Below are 19,895 nucleotides of genomic sequence, written 5' to 3'. Positions count from 1 at the left end.
GCGGGCACGGACGGGCAGGGAGCACGTGGAGACGAAGGACGCGAGGCGGTCACCGGTGTGGCTGCTGTCGACCTGGGGCGCCTCGCGGCTGGTGCTGCTGCTGTTCGTGCTGAAGGTGCTGGTCTTTCCCGGCCCGGACGTCACGAGCGACGTGTCCGTCATCTACCGCGGCTGGTACGACGTCCTGCGCACCGGAACGTTTCCGCTGGACGACGTCACCTGGCAGTACCCGCCGGCCGCGGCCCTGGCGATCCTCTCCCCCGCCCTGCTGCCCTTCCTGTCGTACGCGACGGCGTTCTTCGTCCTCGTCTGCGTCACGGACGCCGCCGTCCTCGCGCTGCTGTGGCACGCGGGGCGCGGGACGGGGCGCTCGCGGCGCGGTGCGTGGGTGTGGGTGGTGGGCGTGCCCCTGCTCGGTCCGACGGTGTACGCCCGCTACGACGTGATGGTCACCGCCGTCGCGGTGGCCGCGCTGCTCGCCGCCGCCCGGCATCCGCGCGTGGCGGGCGGCCTGGCGGCGTTGGGGGCGCTGCTGAAGGTGTGGCCGGCGCTGGTGCTGCTCGGGATGCGGGGGCGGGCGCCGTGGGTCGCCGCCGTGCTGGGCGGCGTGGGGCTCGCCGCGCTGTTCGCCGTGTCGATGCCCGGCGGGTTCGCGTTCCTGACGTTCCAGCGTGAGCGCGGCATCGAGGTGGAGTCGCTGGGCTCGCTGGTCTTCCACGTCGTCCGGCACTTCGGCTGGGAGGGCGGGGTGCTGCTGAACTACGGCTCGATGGAGTTCCTGGGACCGCACGTGGACACGGTGGGCACGTTCTCGCTGGGGCTGAGCGCGGTGGCGTTCGGCTGGCTGCTGCTGTGGCGGCTGGCGGCCGCCCGGCGGCCGGCGGCCCCGCGGTTCGCGGCGCACACGGCGGCGGACGCGGCCTTCGTGGCGGTGCTGATGTTCACGGTGACCAGCCGGGTGATCAGCCCGCAGTACCTGGTGTGGCTGATCGGCCTCGGTGCGGTCTGCTGGTGCTTCCGGGCGAGCCGGATGCGGGTGCCGGTCACCCTGGTGCTGGTGGCGAGCCTGGTGACGGTGCTGGAGTTCCCGCTCCTGTTCGGCGACGTCGTGACGAGCACCCCGCTCGGCATCGCGCTGCTGGCCGTCCGCAACGGCCTGCTGGTGGCCGCCTCCGTGATCGGCGCCCGTGTCCTGTGGCGGGACACGGTGCGTCGGCGCGGAACCTCGGGCGGGGCCGGGGAGCCCGGGCCCCTCAGGCGAGCCGCGTCCGCAGATACTCCCGCCAGCGCGCCGTGAAGTCGTCCGGGGTCGTCCCGAGCACCTTCCGCATCGCGTCCTCCACGGCGCCGGCGCGCTCGTCGTGGGCGCCCACGGAGCGGTAGAAGGCGTCGAGCCGGTCCTCGCCCCACTGTTCGGCGATCATCCGGCAGGCCAGCCAGCCGCCCTCGTACGCCCGGGCCAGTTCCTCGGCGTCGGCGGTGAACCCGAAGTCCTCGTCGGTCGGCAGCCGCGCGGGCAGCTCGCCCCCGGCGACCGCGCCGGCCAGTTCGGGGGCGGCCTGGGCGGGGGTGCGTCCACTGTCGCGGTAACCGACCCAGTCGGCGTAGCCCTCGGAGAGCCACAGCGGGGTGGCGGAGGTGGTGTCGGCGCGGGTGGCGACGTGGGTGGTCTCGTGGGTGAGCACCACCTGCTTGCCGAGGTCGCCGAGGAGCCCGTACGCGTCGGGGTTGACGATGATCCGGTCCGCGGGGGCACGCTCCCGGCCGCCCGTCTCCCCGGTGGTGACGGCGGCGATGCCCCGGTAGGAGGAGGCGGGGGAGCCGAGCAGGCCCGCCATTCCCTCCAGGGAACGGGGGACGACCACGACGACCCGGCGGGCCCAGTCGCCGTCCCAGGCGTCCGAGACGGCGGGCACCGCCCGGTCGGCCAGGCCCGCGAAGCGGCGCAGGGTGCCGGTGGGCTGCCCGACGCCGAGGACGAGGCTGTGCGTCCCGCGCACGACCCGGACCGCGCCCTGGTCCCAGGGCTGCTGGCCGGACTTCTTCGCGGGCCGGTCGGAGTCGACGGACCACCGCCCGCCGCCGCCGTCCCGGCTCAGCCGGACCGTGCGGCCGGTGGCGACGGCGCCCCGGTCGTAGCCCTCGACGCGGTAGCGCAGCTCGACGTCGGCGGTGGCGCGGTCGCCGGTGCGGTCCACGTCCCGCACCCGGTAGGACCAGGCGGCCAGCGGGATCGCGCTCAGGTTGCCGAAGCCGGTACCGGTGCCGGTGCGCGCGTAGGCGGTCGCGTCGTGGGCGAGGACGGCCGCCGCGCGCCGGTCCAGCACCCGCTGGACGTCGGCCCGGTCGGAGTCGGTCGCGCTCCGGCCGCCGCAGCCCACGAGCCCGGCCAGCAGCAGGCACAGCACCACCACCGAGGACCCCGACACCCGTCTGCGACCAGCCACCTTCCCGATCGTACGGGCGGGGGCGGCGGAAGGCAGCGGGCGAGGGTGCGTGGGGGCCGCGGGATGTGGCGGGCGTGCGGAGCAGGCACCCGGGCGGTCCGTGCGGGCCGCCGGGGGCCGCCGCCCGGGCCGCGGTGGAACCGCACCGGCGGCGGAGGCGAAGACGCCGCGAGAGGCCCCGCCCGTCGCCGGAGGCCCGGAGGGGCGGCACGGGCTTGCGGGAGGCCTCAGCGGGCGGCCCGCGGGCCCGCGCCGGTCACACCCGGGTGACCGAGGAGACCGGCATCATGCCGACCGGGTCGTAGCGCACCGGTGCGCCGGGGTAGGGGGCGTGGATCACCTGGCCGTTGCCGGCGTACATGGCGATGTGGCTGGCGTCGTCGCGGTAGGCGACCAGGTCGCCGGGGCGTGCCTCGGCCAGGGACACGTGCCGCCCGGCGCCGGTCTGCGCCTGCGAGGTGCGCGGGATGCCGACGCCGGCCTGCGCGTACGCCCACTGGGTCAGGCCCGAGCAGTCGAAGCCGGAGGGGCCGTTGGCTCCCCAGACGTACGGCTTGCCGAGGGCGGAGCGGGCGGCGGCGAAGGCCGCGGCGGCCCGCCCGGAGGCGGGTGCGGCGGCACCGGCGAGGGCGGTCAGGTCCTCGCGGCCGGAGCGGGAGCCGCGCAGGTGGTCGGCGCGCTCGTCGTCCGGCAGGGCGGCGAGCAGGGCGCGGGCCTTGGCGAGCTTGCGCTCGACGGTCCTCTTGTGGGCGGCGACGGCCTTGCGGCCCTTCTCCAGCTCGGTCAGTTTGGCGGCCGCCTCCGCACGGTCCTGGGCGAGGTCGCGCATCGCCTGCTGGAGTTCTCTGAGTTCGCCGGCCTGGCGGGTGGTGATCCGGTCCAGCACCGAGGCCCGGTCGAGGTAGTCGTCCGGCTCGGCCGAGAGCAGCAGTGCCAGCGACGGGTCGACGCCGCCGGAGCGGTACTGGGCACCGGCCAGCGATCCGAGGTCGTCCCGCAGGGTGTTGACGTGCTGCTGCTGCCGGGCGATGGAGTCCTGGGCCGTCGTGACCTCCTCGCGCAGCCTGTCGGTGCGCGCGTCGGCCTTGTTGTAGGCCTCGGTCGCCCGCTCCGCCTCGGCGTGGAGCCGGTCCACCTCCGCCCGCCGGTCGTCGTGGGGGGCGGCCGTGGCCGGCACGGCGCCCAGGAGTGCGGCGGCGACGGAGAGGAGGCCGACGGCGGCGGTGGAGCCGCGGTCGAACCCGGATGGTGCAAGGCGGCGATGGGACCCCACGGGAAGCCGCACTCCTTCCGCTGGCGGACGGGGAAACGCGGCAGACAGTAACCCCGCGACGGGGCACCGGCCAACGACCTCCGGGGCCGCGCAGCGCGACGCCCCGCCGCTGACGCAGGTCACCGGCGGGGCGGGGGGTCACAGGGCCCGGACGCGATTCGCCCGAACGGGCGGTACGGCGGGGGTGACTTCGGGTGGCGAGGGCCCTCGGGTGTCTCGGGCCTCGGGCCTTCGGTCAGACGCGTACGCCGAACATGAACGGGCCGCCGATGGTGCTCATCGACTCGTAGCGGACGTTCGTGCCGGTGCGCGGCGCGTGCAGGACCTGGCCGTTGCCGGCGTAGAGGCCGACGTGGTGCAGGTCGTTGAAGAAGAAGACCAGGTCGCCGACCTGCAGCTGGCTCATCGAGGAGATCCGCGTGCCGTAGTTGGCCTGCGCCTGGGAGGTCCGCGGGATGCCGACGCCGGCCTGCGCGTACGCCCAGGAGGTCAGGCCCGAGCAGTCGAACGAGGACGGGCCGGTGGCGCCGTAGACGTACGGCGTGCCTATCTTGCTCTGCGCGGCGGCGAAGGCGGCGCCCGCGCGGCCGGAGGCGGGGGTGGACTTGCCGGAGAGCACCTGGCGCTCGCTGGTGCGGTTGGCGCGCTGCTCCTCCTGCTGGAGGGCGGCCTTCTCCTGCGCGGTGAGCGTGTTGAGCAGCTTCTGCGCGGAGGAGAGCTTGCCCTGGACTTCCTTCTTCTTGTTGCCCAGTTCGGTGCGGGTGGCGGAGAGGTCCTTGAGCTTCTCGGAGGCCTCGGAACGCTGCTGGGCGAGGTCGCGCTGCTTCTCCTGGATCTTCTTCAGCGCCTCGACCTGCTGACCGCTCAGCTGGTCGAGGGTGGAGGCCTTGTCCAGGTAGTTGTCCGGGTCGGCGGACAGGAAGAGCTGGAGGGAGGGGTCGATGCCGCCGGAGCGGTACTGGGCGCTGGCCATCGAACCGAGGCCGTCGCGCAGCTCGTTGAGCTCCTCCTGGCCGCGGGCGACGTTGTCCTGGAGGGTGGAGATCTCCTTCTGGAGCTTCTCCTGCTTCTCCTTGGCGCCGTTGTACTTCTCGGTGGCCTGCTCGGCCTCCTCGTAGAGCTTGTCGACCTTGGCCTTGACCTCGTCCTTGCTCGGCTTCTCGCTCGGGGCGGCGTTGGCGGCCTGGGAGCTGAGAGCGACAGCGGCGGCGGCAGCGGTGGTGAGCACGGTCACACGCGTGCGGCTCGGCTGCTTGGGACGACGGTGGGACGCCACGGAGACGAGCTCCTTCTTGAGAGGGATCACCCGTTCGAGGGTTCGAAGGGTGACCCTAGTGACCCACTCGTGATCAGTTCAAATCCTCCGCCGAAAAATCACGGTTACGCACCGCGTTATTTGCCGCAACTCACCTGCAGTAACGCTCATCTGACGCTACGTTGCGTGACGGTTCCGTCAATTCGGGCATAGGGTGCCTACGTTACGGTTGATGCGGAAGTGAAGAGAAGTGGCCGGAAGCCGACGGGAAACGAACGAGCCGTCAGGAAAGCCGCTTGAGGAGCACCGCGGACGCCACCGGACGTGCGCCCGCGCGCGCGACACCGTCGGCGACCTCGCGGTCGGTGGAGACGACGATGACCGGCCGGCCCGGCGGTTCGGCCCGCACCAGCTGGCGGATCAGCTCGTCGGCGGTGACACCGGGCTTGGAGAACAGCACCCGCACCCCGCGCGGCGGCGCGAGCAGCACGGGCGCCACCAGTTCGGCCCCGTCGAAGACACAGGTCATCTCGGCGCCGGTCTGCGCGGCGAGCTGGGAGAGCTGGCCGAGCAGCCGCAGCCGCTGCTTCTCCAACGGCATCTGCGGATAGCCGGTCTTGGTGACGTTGTAGCCGTCGACGACCAGATGGGCCTGGGGCAGCGCCAGCAACTGGTTCAGGATCGCCGGGTCGTTCTCGGACAGGGCGCGGTTGGCGATGTCCTTCGGCGTCATCCGGCCGGGCTCGACCGCGTCCACGGTCTCGGCGGGCCGCACGGACACCGGGGGCAGCGCCAGCTCGCGGCGCAGCCCCTGGGTGGCGTCGAGGAGGGTGTCGAGCAGCAGCCGTACGCGCATGTCCTCGACGCTGCGCCCCTCACGGGCGGCCTTGCGGGTGGCCTCCAGGGCGGCCTCCGCCTCCGCGAGGCGGGCCTTGAGCCGCCGGGTCTCGCTCTCGGCGGCGGAGACCTGGGTGTGCGCCTCGGCGCGCACGGCGTCCGTCTCGGCCCGGAGCTTGCGCAGGGCCGCCTCGCCGCGCTTGACGTCGCTGAGGGCGGAGCGCAGCTTGCGGTGCAGCGACTCGGTCTCCCGTTTCGCCGCGTCCAGCTCGGCCCGCAGCCGCTCGGTCTCGCCCTTGGTGTGCTCCCGGGCCCGGGACAGCTCCTCGCGCAGCCGTTCCAGCTCCGCGCGGCTCTCCTCGTCGGCGCGCTCGGCGTCCGCGCGCTGCGCCTCCTCGCCGGCCGCGGTCACCAGCTTCACCCAGCCGTGCGGGCGCAGTACGTAGGCGGCGGCGGCCACGTCGAGGGGGTCGGCGGCCGGGAGCGCGGATCCGGCGTCCAGGGCGCCGGCCAGCTCGGGCTGGGCGTCGCGGAGCTTCTCGCCGATGCGCTGCCGGAAGAGCGCGTCGGTCTCCACGGCGGCGGCCATGGCGTTGCCGGCGAACTTGGCCCGGCGGTTCGGCGCGAACCTGGCGTACTGCCTCAGCTGTGCGGGCAGCTCGCCGAGGGTGAGCGAGCCGAAGCCGTCGGACACGATCTGCACGACCCGGCGGCGCACGCCGTCGGGCAGCGGGCGGTCGAGCACCTCAGCGGCGCCGTCGCCCGGCCCCCCGCCGTGTGTCTCCACCATCCGTCACCCCAATGTCTCAGGGCGATCCCGGGCCGGAATCGCCTTGTGCGGGGCCGCTCCGCTCAGGAGGCGGCATCCGGCCTGTCCACGAGTTCCACCTGGTCCACGGCGTTGCACCAGCGGCACCGCACCGACTCGATGGTCTCACTGAGCACCTCGCGCTCCTCCACCGTCGGCTCGCCGGCCAGATCGAGGTGCACGTACTCCACGACCTTCGAGGCCCGGGTCACGTCGAAGCGGGTGAGGTTGCCGCAGAGGGTGCAGCGCCATCGCGTCGTGTCGGTCGGCAGGGGAACCGTCATCGTGGCTGTTCGCTCTCTTCCAGTGTCGGTGACGCGCCGGACTCCCCCGGTGCGTGTGGCTCGTAACCCTACGGCCTGGCGGGTACCGGACGCCCGCGTGTCCACGGCGGCGAGGCGCTATGACCCGTTGCGCCCGTTACGTCATGCTCTGTGTTCATGATCCGCAACTGGAGCACGGCGGCCCGCAGAACGGTCACCGCGGCCGGAGCCCTCGTCGGGGGCCGCTCGTCGCGGCGCCGGGCGGCGCCGGTGACGTACACGCTGATCACCCTGTGCTGCCTGCTGTTCATGATCAGCCCGGCGGCCGGCCTCAATCCGGTGTACGGCACCGGGGAGGAGCTGCTGGCGGCGCAACGCGCCTACTTCCGGCGCTGGGGCGTGATCCCCGCAGAACTGTTCGAGGACTCCCCCGGGTCGGCGCTCACCCCGGCCACGGCGCTGTTCGTCCACGGCAGCTGGGTGCACCTGCTGGGCAACATGCTCTTCCTCTACGTCTTCGGCGCGATGACCGAGGAACGGATGGGACGGCTCCAGTTCGCCCTGTTCTACCTCGGCTGCGGCTACCTGGCCCTGCTGGGCTACGCGGGCGCCAACGCACACTCCCAGGAGTCCCTGGTCGGCGCCTCGGGGGCGATCTCCGCGGTCCTCGGCGCGTTCCTCTTCCTCTTTCCGCGGGCCCGCGTGACCAGCCTCCTGCCCTTCCTCTTCTTCCTGCCGCTGCGCTTCCCGGCCTGGGTCGTGCTGCCGTTCTGGGTGACCCTGCAGTGGATGGCGGCGGGGCGGGCCGGTGACGGTCCGGGGGTGGCCTACCTCGCGCACCTGGTGGGCTTCGGTCTCGGCTTCGCCTTCGCCTGGGTGCGGTTCGGGCCTGCGGCTAGAGTGAAGAGCGTTCCAGTGGCGGCGCCCGAGGGAGAGAACCAGCCGTGATCAGCGCGATCGTCCTCATCAAGACCAGCGTGGACCGCATTCCCGAGATCGCGGAGCAGATCGCCGCGCTGGAGAGCGTCAGCGAGGTCTTCTCCGTCACCGGCACCTACGACCTGATCGCCATGGTGCGGGTCAGCCGGCACGAGGACCTGGCCGAGGTCATCCCCGGCCGCATCAGCAAGATCCCGGGCGTGGAGGGCACGGACACCCACGTGGCCTTCCGCACCTACTCCCAGCACGACCTGGAAGCGGCGTTCGCCATCGGCCTGGACAACTGAGACGCCGGCGAGTGGGAAGCGCCCCGGAAGGGGGCGCGCCCCAAGGGGCGCGGGGAACTGCGCGACCAGCCACAGCGAACCCGCAGCAATCCGCAGCCGGACATGAAGGGTCCTTCATCCGGGATTCATCCGGCCCGCCGGACACCTCGCGCAGAATCCACCGCATGGTCTTCTCCCGCCGCATGGCGGCCCTCGCGGCCGTCGTCCTGATCCCCCTCGGCATCGCCGCGACCAGTTTCGCCCTGACCGACAGCCCTCAGGAGCCCAGGGTCCCGGCCAAGGTGGAGCTGGAGAGCGGCTCCCCCGGCCCGAAACCGGCCTCCTCGCCCGAGCCGACGCCCAGCGACCAGGTGGTGACGCGGCCGCCGGTCACCGACGGCCCTTCGGATGACGACGATGACGACGACCGGGGCGGCGACGCCGACGACGGACCCGGCGACGGACCCGGCGACGGATCCGGCGACGGATCCGGCGACGGGTGAGCGCGAGCGCCGCCGGGTCTCGGCCCGGGTCCGCATCCTGCTGTGGCTGCTGCTCGTGATGGCCGTCGCGCTGGCCTCGGTCGCGGCGACCACCCGTTCGATCCTGCTGCGCGACACCGACCAGCGGATCAGCGGCCTGCTCGCCCAGGAAGCAGGCGAGTTCGCCAACTTCGAGGAGCAGGGCTTCGACCCGGAGACCGGCCGCCCGTTCACCGACCCGGGGCGGCTGCTGCGGGTCTTCCTGGAGCGGCAGTACGCCGACCTCGACGAGGAACTGGTCGGCCTGGTCGGCGAGGCCGGCGGCAGCAGGCCCACGCAGATCATCCAGCAGCGGGAGATCCCGGTCGACCGGCCCCTGCACGAGGACGCCGACGCCCGGCGCCGCATCTACGCCTCCCCCGACTCCAGCGGCACCCTGGACCGGCCCGAGGGCGAGATCCGCTGGGCCAAGGTCACCGTGGCCCGCTACGGCGGCGAACCGGCGGCCGCGTTCGTGGTCGCCTTCCACCCGGGACGCGAACAGGCGCGCGCGGACGAGGTGTTCCGCGTCCTGCTCGCCATCTCCGGTGTCGCCCTGCTGATGACGACGGGCATCGCCTGGGTGGTCGCGGGCCGCATCCTGAAACCGGTGCGGCTGGTGCGCACGACCGCCGCACAGCTCACCGAGCAGGACCTGACCCGGCGCATCCCGGTGCACGGCCACGACGACGTGGCGGCCCTCGCGGAGACGTTCAACGCGATGCTGGACCGCCTGGAGCGCGCCTTCGCCACCCAGCGCCGGTTCGTCGACGACGCCGGGCACGAGCTGCGCACCCCGATCACCATCGTCCGCGGTCACCTGGAACTGATGGGCGACGATCCGGCCGAGCGGGAGGAGACGGTCCGCCTCGTCACCGACGAGCTGGACCGGATGAGCCGCATCGTCGAGGACCTGCTGCTGCTGGCCAAGGCCGAACGCCCCGACTTCGTCACCCCCGAGCCGGTGCAGCTCGCCGAACTCACCGCCGACGTCTTCGTCAAGGCCCGCACCCTCGGCGACCGGGAGTGGGTGCTGGACCAGGTCGCCGACCGGGAGGTCCAGCTCGACCCCCAGCGCATCACCCAGGCAATGGTGCAGCTCGCGCAGAACGCCGTGCAGCACACCACGGCGGGCCAGCGGGTCCGCATAGGCTCCCGCGCCGACGGCCCGCGCATCGAGCTGTACGTCGCCGACTCGGGACCCGGCGTCCAGCCGCAGGACGCCGAGGTGATCTTCGAGCGGTTCCGGCGCGGCACGGCCCGGCGCGGGGTGCGCGGCACGGGCGCCGGGCTCGGGCTGTCGATCGTGCGGGCCATCGCCGAGGGCCACGGCGGCCGGGCCGAGCTGCGCGCCACCGAGGGCGGCGGCGCCACCTTCGTACTCACTCTGGAAGAGGCACGACCATGAACCGCATCCTCATCGTCGAGGACGAGGAGCGCATCGCCTCCTTCGTCGAGAAGGGCCTGCGCGCCAACGGCTTCACCACCACCGCGGTCGCCGACGGCGACGCCGCCCGCGAGTACGCCCTCACCGGCGGTTTCGACCTGGTCGTCCTGGACATCGGGCTGCCCGGCCGGGACGGCTTCACGGTCCTGCGCGAGCTGCGCGAGTCCCGGGTGACGACCCCGGTGATCGTGCTCACCGCGCGGGACTCCGTACGGGACACGGTGGCCGGCCTGGAGGGCGGCGCCGACGACTGGATGACCAAACCGTTCCGCTTCGAGGAGCTGCTCGCCCGGGTACGGCTGCGGCTGCGTACGGCGGCCAGGGCGCCCGAGGTGACGGTGCTGCGGTCCGGCGACCTCTCCCTGGACCTGCGCACCCGCCGGGCCCGTACCGGGGAGCGGACGGTGGACCTGACGGCCCGTGAGTTCGTGTTGCTGGAACTGTTCCTGCGGCATCCGGGGCAGGTCCTGTCGCGGGAGCAGATCCTGTCCCACGTGTGGGGCTACGACTTCGACCCCGGCTCCAACATCGTGGACGTCTACGTGCGGGCGCTGCGCAAGAAGCTGGGGGCACAGCGGGTGGAGACGGTGCGGGGCATGGGGTACCGGCTGCCGGGATGACCGGCTTTCCGGTGAAGTTTCCTTCATGCCGGGCTCATTGAGGACTCACCGCCCGGGAGAACCCTCGAGGGCGTGACGTTGAACCTCCGTCTGGCGGCGGCCTTGTGCGTGGCGCTGTCCCTGTGCGCTCTGCTGGCGGTCCCCGCCAACTTCCCCGCCCTCGGCGGCGACGCGCGCCTCACCCTCGCCGTGTTCGCGCTGGCCACCTGCGCCTGGGTCGGTACGCCGGTCGACGACACGTACATCGCGCTGGGTGCCGGACTGGCGCTGACCGCGACCGGCGTGATCAGCAGCGACACCCTCTTCGGCACCCTCGGTGACGCCACGGTGTGGCTGCTGATCTGCGCCTTCGTGCTCGCGGCGGCGGTGGCCCGGACCGGGCTCGCGGGGCGGGCGGCGGCCTTCCTGGTCGGCGGGGCGCGCACCGTACGGCAGTTGACGCACCTGACGACGGCCGCCCTGGTCGTCACGGCCTTCGCGGTGCCGGCCACCTCGGGCCGGGCGGCGCTCGCGCTGCCCGTGTTCCTCGCCCTCGCCAAGGCCCTGGCGGACCGCAGGCGCCTGGTCGTGATGCTGGCGCTGCTCTTCCCGACCGTGATCCTGCTGTCGGCGGTGGCGACCCTGATCGGCGCCGGCGCGCATCTGATCACGGTGTCGGTGCTGTGGGAGGCCACCGGGGACCGGATCGGCTTCACCCAGTGGCTGCTGCTCGGCCTGCCGCTGGCCGTCGCCTCCTCCCATCTCGCCGCCGAGACGGTCCTGCTGACGACCACCCGGCGGGCGGACCGCCAGGGCCCCGTCCGCATCACCGCCGAGGAGATACAGCGGCACAGCGCCGGCCCGGTCACCGGCCCCTGGACGCAGGCCGAGAAGCGCTGCGCGCTGCTCCTGGCCACGGTGGTGGCCCTGTGGTGCAGCGAGCCCCTGCACCAGGTCTCCCCCGCCGTCGTGGCGCTGATCGGCGCGGTCGTCGCCTCCTCCCCCGCACTCGGCACCGTGGGGCTCAAGGACGCCCTGAAGACCGTGCCCTGGTCGCTGCTGTTGTTCATGGCGGCGACCATGGCGATGGGGGTCGCGCTCGCCGACTCCGGCGCGGCCAAGTGGCTGGTGTCGGGGCTGCCCGCGCACGTCGGACCGGGCGTCTTCCTCGGCGTCGTGGTGGCGGTGAGCACGGCGGCCCACCTGGTGCTCCAGTCCCGCTCGGCCCGCTCCTCGGTCCTGGTGCCGCTGGTCGTCGCCGCGGCCGTGGGCGCCGGGGTCAATCCGGTCGCCGCCGCGCTCGCGTCCACGGCGGCGGCCGGTTTCTGCCACACGCTGCCGGCCTCCGCCAAGCCGGTCACGCTCTTCGCCGACGTCCCCGGCGTCCCCACCTACACCCCGCGCGACCTGCTCCGGCTGTCCGCCGTCCTGGCACCGCTGACCGCCGCGCTCGTGCTGTTCTTCGCCGCCGCCGTCTGGCCGCTGCTCGGCGTACCCGTGACCCGCTGAAGTGACCCGCTGAAGGAGCCCTCCATGCCCTCCGTGCCCTCTGCGTACTCCGTGCTGAACCGTGTCGTCGTGGCCCCCAGCGGCTTCAAGGAGTCCCTGTCCGCGCAGGCCGCCGCCGACGCCATCGCGGCGGGCGTCCGCCGGGTCCTGCCCGATGCCGAGATCGACCGGATCCCGCTGGTGGACGGCGGCGAGGGCACGGCCGTCGCGCTGGCCTCGGCGACCGGCGGGCGACTGGTCGCGCTGCCCGCCACCGGCCCGGTCGGCGAACCGGTCGGCACCCACTTCGCGCTGCTCGGCGCCGGGGACACGGCGGTGGTGGAGATGGCGGCCGTGGCCGGGCTCTCCCTGGTCCCGCGCGCCCTGCGCGACCCGGGGGCCACGACCACGTGGGGCGTCGGCGAACTGATCCGCGCCGCCCTCGACACCGGGGTCCGGCGCGTCCTCGTCGGCTGCGGCGACTCCGGTACGTCGGACGGGGGCGCCGGCGCGCTCCAGGCGCTCGGGGCCCGGCTCCTCGACGCGGACGGCCTCGAACTCCCCCACGGCGGCGGGGAGCTGGCCCGTCTCGCCCGCATCGACCCGTCCGGCCTGGACGCCCGGCTGAAGGACACCGAACTGCTCGTCGCCTGCAACCCGTTCAACGTGCTGTGCGGAGAGCGCGGCGTGGCCCGGGTGTTCGGCCCGCAGAAGGGGGCGACGCCCGCGCAGGTCGAGGAGTTGTCGGCCGGCCTGGAGAACTGGGCGCGCGTCCTCGTCCGCGACCTCGGCGTCGTCGGCACCGACCTGCGCACCGGCCCCGGCACCGGCGCCTCCGGCGGTCTCGGCGCGGGGCTCGCCGCGGTCGGGGCCCGGCTGCTGCCCCGCTTCGACGTGCTGCTCGACCACCTCGGCCTGGACGCCCGGCTCGCCCGCGCCGACCTGGTCCTCACCGCGGAGGGCGCCCTGGACCGCCAGACGCCGCGCGGCAAGGTCCCGGCCGAGGTGGCCCGCCGCGCCAAGCTCCACGGCCGGCCCGTCCTCGCCCTGGCCGGCACCCTCGGCGAGGGTGCGCACGACGTGCCGGGAGTGGACGCCTGCCACGGCATCCTGCCGGCGCCGATGGCCCTCGCGGACGCGCTGCTGCGGGCCTCGGAGCTCCTGACGGACGCCACGGAACGGGCGTTGCGGATGATCCTGCTGGGATCGCGGCTGCCCGGCCGGACGGACCGAGCGGTCCTGGCGGGTCCGCCCGCTCAGGCGCCGGCGGCCGAAGTGGCGTCGGTGGCCGAGGCGGTGTCGGCGGCCGAGGCGGTGTCGGGCACGCAACGGCCGTCCTCGGTGCGGTAGTTCCACCGGGCACCGTCGCTCACCAGTTCCCTGACGGCGTGCACGAACCGCTCGACGTGCTCGTCCGGAGTGCCTGCGCCGAAGCTCACGCGGACGGCGTTGAGGGACTTCTCCCCGGGTGCCGCCTCGGGGGCGCCGCACTCGCCCTGCGCCTGCGGGTCGCTGCCGAGCAGGGTGCGCAGCAGCGGGTGGGCGCAGAAGAGACCGTCGCGCACGCCGATGCCGTACTCGGCGGAGAGGGCCGCGGCGAAGTGCGAGCTGTTCCAGCCCTCGACGACGAAGGAGAGCACCCCGACGCGCGGCGCGTCGTCGCCGAAGAGCGAGAGGATCCGCACCTCCGGGACGTCGGCGAGGCCCTCGCGCACCTTGCGGATCAGGTACTCCTCGCGGGCCACCAGCGAGTCGAAGCCGGCCTCCGTGAGCGCCTTGCAGGCGGAGGCGACGGCGTACGCGCCGATGACGTTGGGCGACCCGGCCTCGTGCCGGGCGGCGCTCTCGTGCCACTGGACGTCCACACCGCCGTCGGCACGCCGGCTCACCCTGCGGCTGGCGCCGCCGCCGGCGAGGTACGGCTCGGCCTCGCGCAGCCAGTCGGCCCGCCCGGCCAGCACACCGGAGCCGAAGGGGGCGTACAGCTTGTGCCCGGAGAAGGCGACCCAGTCGACGTCCAGGTCGGTCACCGAGACCGGGTGGTGCGGGGCGAGCTGGGCGGCGTCCAGCACGATCCGGGCGCCGTGCGCGTGCGCGGCGGCGGCCAGTTCGCGCACCGGCCACAGCTCGCCGGTGACGTTGGAGGCACCCGTCACGCAGACCAGGGCCGGCCCGTACGGCTCGCGGGCGGCCAGGGCCCGCTCCAGGGTCTCGACGGCCTGCGCGGGGGTGCGCGGGGCGTCCAGGTAGGTCACGTCGGCCGCGCGCCAGGGCAGCAGCGAGGCGTGGTGCTCGGTCTCGAAGACGAAGACCCGGCTCCCGGCGGGCAGCGCGGCGGCCAGCAGGTTGAGGGAGTCGGTGGTGGACCGGGTGAACACCACCTGGTCGTCGTCCCGGCAGCCGAGGAACTCGGCCACGGTCCGGCGGGCGTTCTCGAACAGGTCGGTCGACAGCTGCGACAGGTACCCGGCGCCCCGGTGGACGCTGCCGTAGTACGGGGCGTAGGCGGCGACGTCGTCCCAGACCCGCTGGAGCGCGGGCGCGCTGGCGGCGTAGTCGAGCGCGGCGTACGTGACCTCCCCGCCGGTGACGAGCGGGACGGTGACGTCCCGGCCGAGGACGGGCAGCGGGGCGGCGACGGCGGGGGCAGCGGTGACGGAGGCGGGGGCGGGTGCGGACATGACGGACTCCCGTGAGGACCGGCGCGGAGATGTGCGCCGTGAAAGAGAAGAGGAGAAGAGTGAGCGGAGGCGGGGCTCGCGGCCCTATCGCATTCGCTGGTTCACGGGAGACTCCCTCGGACGACCCAGGACCCCTGGTTCCGCGAGGGGTCCGCGCTTGCCGTGGACCTTGCTGTCCACGACCTGGTCTTCACCCGGGGCACCCCGCCACGGACGGAGGGTTGCCGGACAGTCGGCCGGGGCCTCATGACTGTCACTCATGACCTGTCGAAAAACCTAGGGGAAGTGATCGGCGTCCCGCAACCCGGGGTCCGGATCGCGGGACGCACGTCACACGAGGAGAGCGGACGGCTACGCGTGGGTGGCCGCCACCCAGCGCTCCAGGACGCGCCGGGCCGCGCCCGAGTCGATCGACTCCGCGGCCCGGTCCATCCCGGCCCGGATCTGTTCGGCCAGCGGCCCCGCGCCCGGCTCCAGGGCCACCAGGGCCGCCGCCGAGTTCAGCAGCACCGCGTCCCGTACGGGGCCCGTCTCCCCGGCCAGCAGCCGACGGGCGACGTCGGCGTTGTAGGAGGCGTCGGCCCCGCGCAGCGCCTCGACCGGCACCAGGTCGATGCCGACGTCGCGCGGGTCGAAGGTTTCCTCGGTCACCTGGCCGTCGCGCACGATCCAGACCCGGGAGGTGGCGGTCGTGGTCAGCTCGTCGAGGCCGTCGTCGCCGCGGAAGACCAGGGAGGAGTTGCCGCGCTCGGCGAAGACGCCGGCGATGATCGGTGCCATCCGGGCGTGGGCGACGCCGATCGCCTGGGCCTTCACCCGGGCCGGATTGGTCAGCGGGCCCAGGAAGTTGAACACCGTCCGGATGCCGAGCTGGCCGCGGGCCGCCGCCACATGGCGCAGCGCCGGGTGGAACTTCACCGCGAAGCAGAAGGTGATGCCGGCCTCCTCGGCGACCTCGGCCACCCGCTTCGGCGTCAGCTCCAGGTTGACCCCGAGCTTCTCCAGGACGTCGGAGGCGCCGGACGCGGAGGAGGCGGCCCGGTTGCCGTGCTTGACGACCTTCGCACCCGTGCCGGCCACGACGATCGCGGACATGGTGGAGATGTTGACCGTCTTGGCGCCGTCGCCGCCGGTGCCGACGATGTCGACGGTCTCGCCCGGCACCTCGATCACGTTGGCGTGCTCGTACATGGTGCGGACCAGGCCGGAGATCTCCTCGACGGTCTCACCCTTGTACCGCAGGCCGACCGCGAAGGCGGCGATCTGCGCGTCGGTCGCCTCGCCGCGCATGATCACGTCCAGCGCCCAGGCGGTGTCGTCCGCGGACAGGTCGCGGCCGTCCAGCAGTCCGTTCAGCAGGGCGGGCCAGGAGCGGCCCGCCGCGATGTCGCCTCCAGCGGGGGTCACAGCGCTCATGAGCCGCTCCTGATCGTGTGTGTCGTGGAAAGTCGTGGACGGGGGATCGCGCTTCCACCCTATCCAGCCCGGACACGGTCGAAGGGCCCCGTCCGCGGAACGGACGGGGCCCTTCGACCGTGGTGTGGCGACGCTGGAGGGTCAGTGGTGGCCGTGGCCGCTCGTGATCTCCTTGTACTCCTCGACGGTCGGCTTCGGAATCTGCGACTCCTCGCCGTAGTAGGCCTCGCTGAGCTTGGCGCGGAGCTTCTCGGTGCCCTTCACCTTGCGCTCGACGCCGTTCTCGTCGACCGTGGGGCCGATCTCGGCCGGCTTGTACTGCTCGTGCGCCGTGAGCGTGTGCAGCTGCTCCTGGCTGAGCGGCTCGTGGACCTCGATGAACTCACCGTGCGGCAGGCGCTTGATGATGCCCGACTCGCGGCCGTGCAGCACCTTGTCCTTGTCCCGGCGCTGGAGGCCGAGGCAGATCCGCTTGGTGACGACGAACGCGATGACCGGTCCGACGAAGAACCCGATCCGCACGAACCAGGTGACCGCGTTGATCGACAGGTGGAAGTGCGTGGCGACGATGTCGTTGCCACCACCGATCAGCATGATCATGTACGCGGTGACCCAGGCGACGCCGAAGGCCGTACGGGTCGGGGCGTTGCGCGGCCGGTCCAGGATGTGGTGCTCGCGCTTGTCCCCGGTCACCCACGACTCGATGAACGGGTAGAGGGCGAGGACCGCCAGGAAGATACCGAAGATCACCAGCGGGACGAACACGCCGAGGACCAGCGTGTGACCCCAGAAGTTGATCTCCCAGCCCGGCATGGCGCGGACCAGACCCTCGGCGAAGCCCATGTACCAGTCGGGCTGGGCGCCGGTCGACACCTGGTCCGGACGGTAGGGGCCGATGGCCCAGATCGGGTTGACCGAGGCGATGCCGGCGACGATCGCGATGACACCGAAGACCAGGAAGAAGAAGCCTCCCGCCTTCGCCATGTACACCGGCAGCAGCGGCATGCCGACGACGTTCTTGTTGGTCTTGCCGGGGCCCGCGAACTGGGTGTGCTTGTGGTAGAAGACCAGGATCAGGTGGCCGACCACGAGCCCGAGCATGATGCCCGGCAGCAGCAGGATGTGGATCGAGTAGAACCGGGCGACGAAGTCGGTCCCGGGGAACTCCCCGCCGAACAGGAACATCGAGATGTACGTGCCGACGATCGGCATCGACAGGATCGCGCCCTGGGTGAAGCGGACACCGGTGCCGGAGAGCAGGTCGTCCGGGAGCGAGTAGCCGGTGAAACCGGTGAACATGCCGAGGACGAACAGCAGGAAGCCGAACAGCCAGTTGATCTCACGCGGCTTGCGGAACGCGCCGGTGAAGAAGACGCGCATCATGTGCACGAACATGCCGGCGAGGAAGATGATCGCCGCCCAGTGGTGGATCTGCCGGATCAGCAGACCGCCGCGCACGTCGAAGCTGATGTCGAGCGTCGACTTGTACGCCTCACTCATCAGCTGTCCCTGCATGGGGACGTACGAGCCGTGGTACGTGACCTCGTTCATCGACGGGTGGAAGAACAGCGTCAGGTACACACCCGTGAGGATGATGATGATGAAGCTGTAGAGGCAGACCTCACCCAGCATGAACGACCAGTGGTCGGGGAAGATCTTGCGCATGTTGGCCTTGGCCAGGGAGTAGATCCCCAGCCGGCCGTCGGCCCAGTCGGCGACGCGTTCGCCGGCCGGTGCCTTCCCGCGAGAGCGGGGTGCGTCGTTGGCTGCAGTACTCATCCGCGCTCCCAGAATGCAGGACCGACGGGCTCCTCGAAGTCGCTGAGCGCCTCGAGATACCCCTCGTCGTTCACACCGATGCGCAGCTGCGGCAGCGGGTGACCGGCGGGACCGAAGATGACCCGGGCGCCGTCGGAAAGGTCGAAGGTGGACTGGTGGCAGGGGCAGAGCGCGTGGTGCGTCTGCTGCTCGTACAGGGAGATCGGGCAACCGACGTGGGTGCAGATCTTCGAGTACGCCACGATGCCCTCGTGCGACCACTCGAGCTCGCGCTTGTCCTTGATGGAGTCCGGCTCCAGCCGGATGATCATCAGGGCCGCCTTGGCGATCTCGTTCTGGAAGTCGTGGTCGTGCTCCTCCAGACCCTCGGGCTTGGCGAAGGTGAGGGAACCGACCCCGATGTCCGACGGGCGCATCGGCTCGTTCGTGTTCATGTTGACGAGCAGCTTGCCCTTGGACCACAGCGTGTGGCGGAGCTTCGTCCCGGGCAGCGGGCCGAGGTCGCGCAGCAGGACGACGCCGGAGAGCGGCACCAGCGTGAGCGCGCCCAGCATCGTGTTGCGGATCAGCTTGCGCCGGCCGATCACCGACTCCTTGGCGCCCTGCTTGAAGTCCGCGTGGACCTTCGCACGGGTCTCGGGGTCCGCCTCGATCGGGTGGCGCTCGTCGGCGACCTCCTCGTCGGACATCAGGGTGCGCGCCCAGTGGACGGCGCCCGCGCCGATGGTGAACAGCGCCACGCCCAGCGTCAGGCCCAGCGCGAAGTTCATCGCGCTGATGTGCCCGATCGGGAAGACGTAGATCGACTTGTCCTGCGGGATCGCGACGAACGAGGCGATGAAGCCGATGGTGGCCAGCATGGACACCGTGAACAGCAGGGCGACCGTGCGCTCGGACCGCTTGGCGGCCCGCTCGTCGATGTCCTGGATCCGGTGCTCGTGGGGCGGCAGCCCCGGGTCCGCGAACGGGTTCTTGTCGTCCGCGGGCTTCGGCACGTGCGTGCCGCCCTGCTCAGCCGGCAGGTTCTCTTCTGGAATGTCTTGGCTACTCATGACTTCTTGGCCTTTGCGGTCCGAGCGGCGACCCACACGGCGACGGCGATGCAGGCTCCCAGGCCGAAGATCCAGCCGAACAGGCCCTCGCTGACCGGCCCGAGGCCGCCGAGCGACAGACCGCCCGGGTCCACGGTGTCGTCACTGTTGACCGCGTCCAGGTAGGCGATGATGTCCTTCTTGTTCTGCTCCGACAGCGTGGTGTCGGGGAAGGAGGGCATGTTCTGCGGGCCGGTCTGCATGGCCTCGTAGATGTGCTTCGGGTCGACACCCTCGAGGCTCGGCGCGTACTTGCCGTGCGTCAGGGCGCCACCCTTGCCGGTGAAGTTGTGGCACTGCGCGCAGTTGGTGCGGAACAGCTCACCGCCCTTGGCGATGTCCGCGCCCTCGGGGCCGTACTTCTCCTCCGAGGGGATGGCCGGACCGGCACCCAGCGAGGCGATGTAGGCCGCGAGCTGGTCGATCTCCGCCTGGGAGTAGATGACCTTCTTCTTCGGGACCTGCGCGCCCGGCTGCTGGGCCGGCATGCGGCCGGTGCCCACCTGGAAGTCGACGGCCGCGGCGCCGACGCCGACCAGGCTCGGACCGTCGGTGGTGCCCTGCCCTCCGGTGCCGTGGCAACTGGCACAGCCGACGGCGTAGAGCTTCTTGCCCTCGTCGATGGCGAGGGACTGGGCGGTTTCATCGGCCTGCGCCTTGCTCGCGGGTGCGAACGCGGCGTACAGCCCCCCTGTGCATGCCAGCGCGAGGAGTAGGACGACGAGTGCCGCCAGCGGATGGCGTCGTCGTGCGGAGAGCTTTTTCACGGATTACCCCGGTGTCAG

Annotated in this window: 18 protein-coding genes and 1 riboswitch; of the genes, 8 read left to right on the top strand and 10 right to left on the bottom strand. The window is 72.4% G+C overall.

Annotated features, from left to right (window positions below; translation table 11 throughout):
- Window positions 1–25: 25 nt before the first annotated feature.
- Window positions 26–1,297 carry a glycosyltransferase 87 family protein gene (locus tag NI25_RS28620; RefSeq protein ID WP_061447141.1) on the top strand — a complete coding sequence of 424 codons (1,272 nt, stop codon included), beginning with the start codon at window positions 26–28 and terminating at the stop codon, window positions 1,295–1,297.
- Here NI25_RS28620 and NI25_RS28615 read toward each other — a convergent pair.
- The 5 genes from NI25_RS28615 to NI25_RS28595 all read right to left on the bottom strand — a co-directional run bounded on the left by NI25_RS28615 (window position 1,254) and on the right by NI25_RS28595 (window position 6,904).
- Window positions 1,254–2,447 carry a hypothetical protein gene (locus NI25_RS28615; RefSeq protein WP_061445205.1) on the bottom strand — a complete coding sequence of 398 codons (1,194 nt, stop codon included), beginning with the start codon at window positions 2,445–2,447 and terminating at the stop codon, window positions 1,254–1,256. The genes NI25_RS28620 and NI25_RS28615 overlap by 44 nt on opposite strands.
- 256 nt (window positions 2,448–2,703) lie before the next feature.
- Window positions 2,704–3,720 (bottom strand): NlpC/P60 family protein, encoded by a 1,017-nt coding sequence (locus NI25_RS28610; protein WP_061445204.1) that lies wholly within the window; start codon window positions 3,718–3,720, stop codon window positions 2,704–2,706.
- Between the two features lie 235 nt (window positions 3,721–3,955).
- Entirely contained in the window at window positions 3,956–4,996 is a 1,041-nt protein-coding gene (locus tag NI25_RS28605) for an NlpC/P60 family protein (protein ID WP_061447140.1), read from the bottom strand.
- Between the two features lie 262 nt (window positions 4,997–5,258).
- On the bottom strand, window positions 5,259–6,602 hold the full coding sequence (locus NI25_RS28600; RefSeq protein WP_061445203.1) for an NYN domain-containing protein: 1,344 nt from the start codon (window positions 6,600–6,602) through the stop codon (window positions 5,259–5,261).
- A gap of 62 nt (window positions 6,603–6,664) precedes the next feature.
- Window positions 6,665–6,904, bottom strand: coding sequence for a hypothetical protein (locus NI25_RS28595; RefSeq protein ID WP_030402115.1), 240 nt, complete (start codon window positions 6,902–6,904; stop codon window positions 6,665–6,667).
- A gap of 156 nt (window positions 6,905–7,060) precedes the next feature.
- Here NI25_RS28595 and NI25_RS28590 point away from each other — a divergent pair, with 156 nt between their 5' ends.
- The 7 genes from NI25_RS28590 (at window position 7,061) to NI25_RS28560 (ending at window position 13,493) form a co-directional block, all read left to right on the top strand.
- Window positions 7,061–7,831 carry a rhomboid family intramembrane serine protease gene (locus NI25_RS28590; protein ID WP_061447139.1) on the top strand — a complete coding sequence of 257 codons (771 nt, stop codon included), beginning with the start codon at window positions 7,061–7,063 and terminating at the stop codon, window positions 7,829–7,831.
- Complete coding sequence (locus NI25_RS28585) at window positions 7,828–8,109, top strand: Lrp/AsnC family transcriptional regulator (RefSeq protein WP_031035777.1); 282 nt, start codon at window positions 7,828–7,830, stop codon at window positions 8,107–8,109. Before NI25_RS28590 ends, NI25_RS28585 begins: the two co-directional genes overlap by 4 nt.
- A 164-nt stretch (window positions 8,110–8,273) precedes the next feature.
- Window positions 8,274–8,591 (top strand): hypothetical protein, encoded by a 318-nt coding sequence (locus NI25_RS28580; RefSeq protein ID WP_061445202.1) that lies wholly within the window; start codon window positions 8,274–8,276, stop codon window positions 8,589–8,591.
- Window positions 8,592–8,649: 58 nt separating this feature from the next.
- A complete protein-coding gene (locus tag NI25_RS28575) occupies window positions 8,650–10,017 on the top strand; it encodes a sensor histidine kinase (RefSeq protein ID WP_061447138.1) in 1,368 nt (455 codons plus the stop codon).
- Window positions 10,014–10,676 (top strand): response regulator transcription factor, encoded by a 663-nt coding sequence (locus NI25_RS28570; protein WP_061445201.1) that lies wholly within the window; start codon window positions 10,014–10,016, stop codon window positions 10,674–10,676. Before NI25_RS28575 ends, NI25_RS28570 begins: the two co-directional genes overlap by 4 nt.
- A gap of 72 nt (window positions 10,677–10,748) precedes the next feature.
- The gene (locus NI25_RS28565; protein ID WP_061445200.1) at window positions 10,749–12,164 is read left to right on the top strand and encodes an SLC13 family permease; all 1,416 of its coding nucleotides are present in this window, start codon (window positions 10,749–10,751) and stop codon (window positions 12,162–12,164) included.
- Window positions 12,165–12,188: 24 nt separating this feature from the next.
- The gene (locus tag NI25_RS28560) at window positions 12,189–13,493 is read left to right on the top strand and encodes a glycerate kinase (RefSeq protein ID WP_107071876.1); all 1,305 of its coding nucleotides are present in this window, start codon (window positions 12,189–12,191) and stop codon (window positions 13,491–13,493) included.
- On the opposite strand, the gene NI25_RS28555 is transcribed toward NI25_RS28560, so the two are convergent.
- The 5 genes from NI25_RS28555 to NI25_RS28535 all read right to left on the bottom strand — a co-directional run bounded on the left by NI25_RS28555 (window position 13,400) and on the right by NI25_RS28535 (window position 19,877).
- A complete protein-coding gene (locus tag NI25_RS28555; RefSeq protein WP_061445199.1) occupies window positions 13,400–14,824 on the bottom strand; it encodes an aminotransferase class V-fold PLP-dependent enzyme in 1,425 nt (474 codons plus the stop codon). The genes NI25_RS28560 and NI25_RS28555 overlap by 94 nt on opposite strands.
- Window positions 14,825–14,972: 148 nt before the next feature.
- A riboswitch (SAM riboswitch) is annotated at window positions 14,973–15,089 on the bottom strand.
- Between the two features lie 86 nt (window positions 15,090–15,175).
- Window positions 15,176–16,240, bottom strand: a complete 1,065-nt coding sequence (gene trpD / locus NI25_RS28550; protein ID WP_061445198.1) for an anthranilate phosphoribosyltransferase — start codon at window positions 16,238–16,240, stop codon at window positions 15,176–15,178.
- Between the two features lie 141 nt (window positions 16,241–16,381).
- The gene (locus NI25_RS28545) at window positions 16,382–18,019 is read right to left on the bottom strand and encodes a cytochrome b (RefSeq protein ID WP_061445197.1); all 1,638 of its coding nucleotides are present in this window, start codon (window positions 18,017–18,019) and stop codon (window positions 16,382–16,384) included.
- Window positions 18,016–19,071 (bottom strand): ubiquinol-cytochrome c reductase iron-sulfur subunit, encoded by a 1,056-nt coding sequence (locus NI25_RS28540; protein WP_061445196.1) that lies wholly within the window; start codon window positions 19,069–19,071, stop codon window positions 18,016–18,018. The genes NI25_RS28545 and NI25_RS28540 overlap by 4 nt, the downstream gene beginning before the upstream one ends.
- Window positions 19,068–19,877 carry a c-type cytochrome gene (locus tag NI25_RS28535; RefSeq protein ID WP_061445195.1) on the bottom strand — a complete coding sequence of 270 codons (810 nt, stop codon included), beginning with the start codon at window positions 19,875–19,877 and terminating at the stop codon, window positions 19,068–19,070. The genes NI25_RS28540 and NI25_RS28535 overlap by 4 nt, the downstream gene beginning before the upstream one ends.
- Between the last annotated feature and the right edge of the window lie 18 nt (window positions 19,878–19,895).

The sequence above is a fragment of the Streptomyces sp. CCM_MD2014 genome, from assembly GCF_000772045.1.
Classification (GTDB): domain Bacteria; phylum Actinomycetota; class Actinomycetes; order Streptomycetales; family Streptomycetaceae; genus Streptomyces; species Streptomyces salinarius.
Note: the sequence above shows the minus strand (reverse complement) of the source record. Positions and strands in the feature narration are given on the sequence as shown.

Coding starts and splice junctions, on each gene's coding strand:
- NI25_RS28545 (WP_061445197.1), bottom strand. CDS start 18,019: ATGAGTACTGCAGCCAACGACGCACCCCGCTCTCGCGGGAAGGCACCG.
- NI25_RS28540 (WP_061445196.1), bottom strand. CDS start 19,071: ATGAGTAGCCAAGACATTCCAGAAGAGAACCTGCCGGCTGAGCAGGGC.
- NI25_RS28570 (WP_061445201.1), top strand. CDS start 10,014: ATGAACCGCATCCTCATCGTCGAGGACGAGGAGCGCATCGCCTCCTTC.
- NI25_RS28600 (WP_061445203.1), bottom strand. CDS start 6,602: ATGGTGGAGACACACGGCGGGGGGCCGGGCGACGGCGCCGCTGAGGTG.
- NI25_RS28580 (WP_061445202.1), top strand. CDS start 8,274: ATGGTCTTCTCCCGCCGCATGGCGGCCCTCGCGGCCGTCGTCCTGATC.
- trpD (WP_061445198.1), bottom strand. CDS start 16,240: ATGAGCGCTGTGACCCCCGCTGGAGGCGACATCGCGGCGGGCCGCTCC.
- NI25_RS28560 (WP_107071876.1), top strand. CDS start 12,189: ATGCCCTCCGTGCCCTCTGCGTACTCCGTGCTGAACCGTGTCGTCGTG.
- NI25_RS28555 (WP_061445199.1), bottom strand. CDS start 14,824: ATGTCCGCACCCGCCCCCGCCTCCGTCACCGCTGCCCCCGCCGTCGCC.
- NI25_RS28595 (WP_030402115.1), bottom strand. CDS start 6,904: ATGACGGTTCCCCTGCCGACCGACACGACGCGATGGCGCTGCACCCTC.
- NI25_RS28575 (WP_061447138.1), top strand. CDS start 8,650: ATGGCCGTCGCGCTGGCCTCGGTCGCGGCGACCACCCGTTCGATCCTG.
- NI25_RS28590 (WP_061447139.1), top strand. CDS start 7,061: ATGATCCGCAACTGGAGCACGGCGGCCCGCAGAACGGTCACCGCGGCC.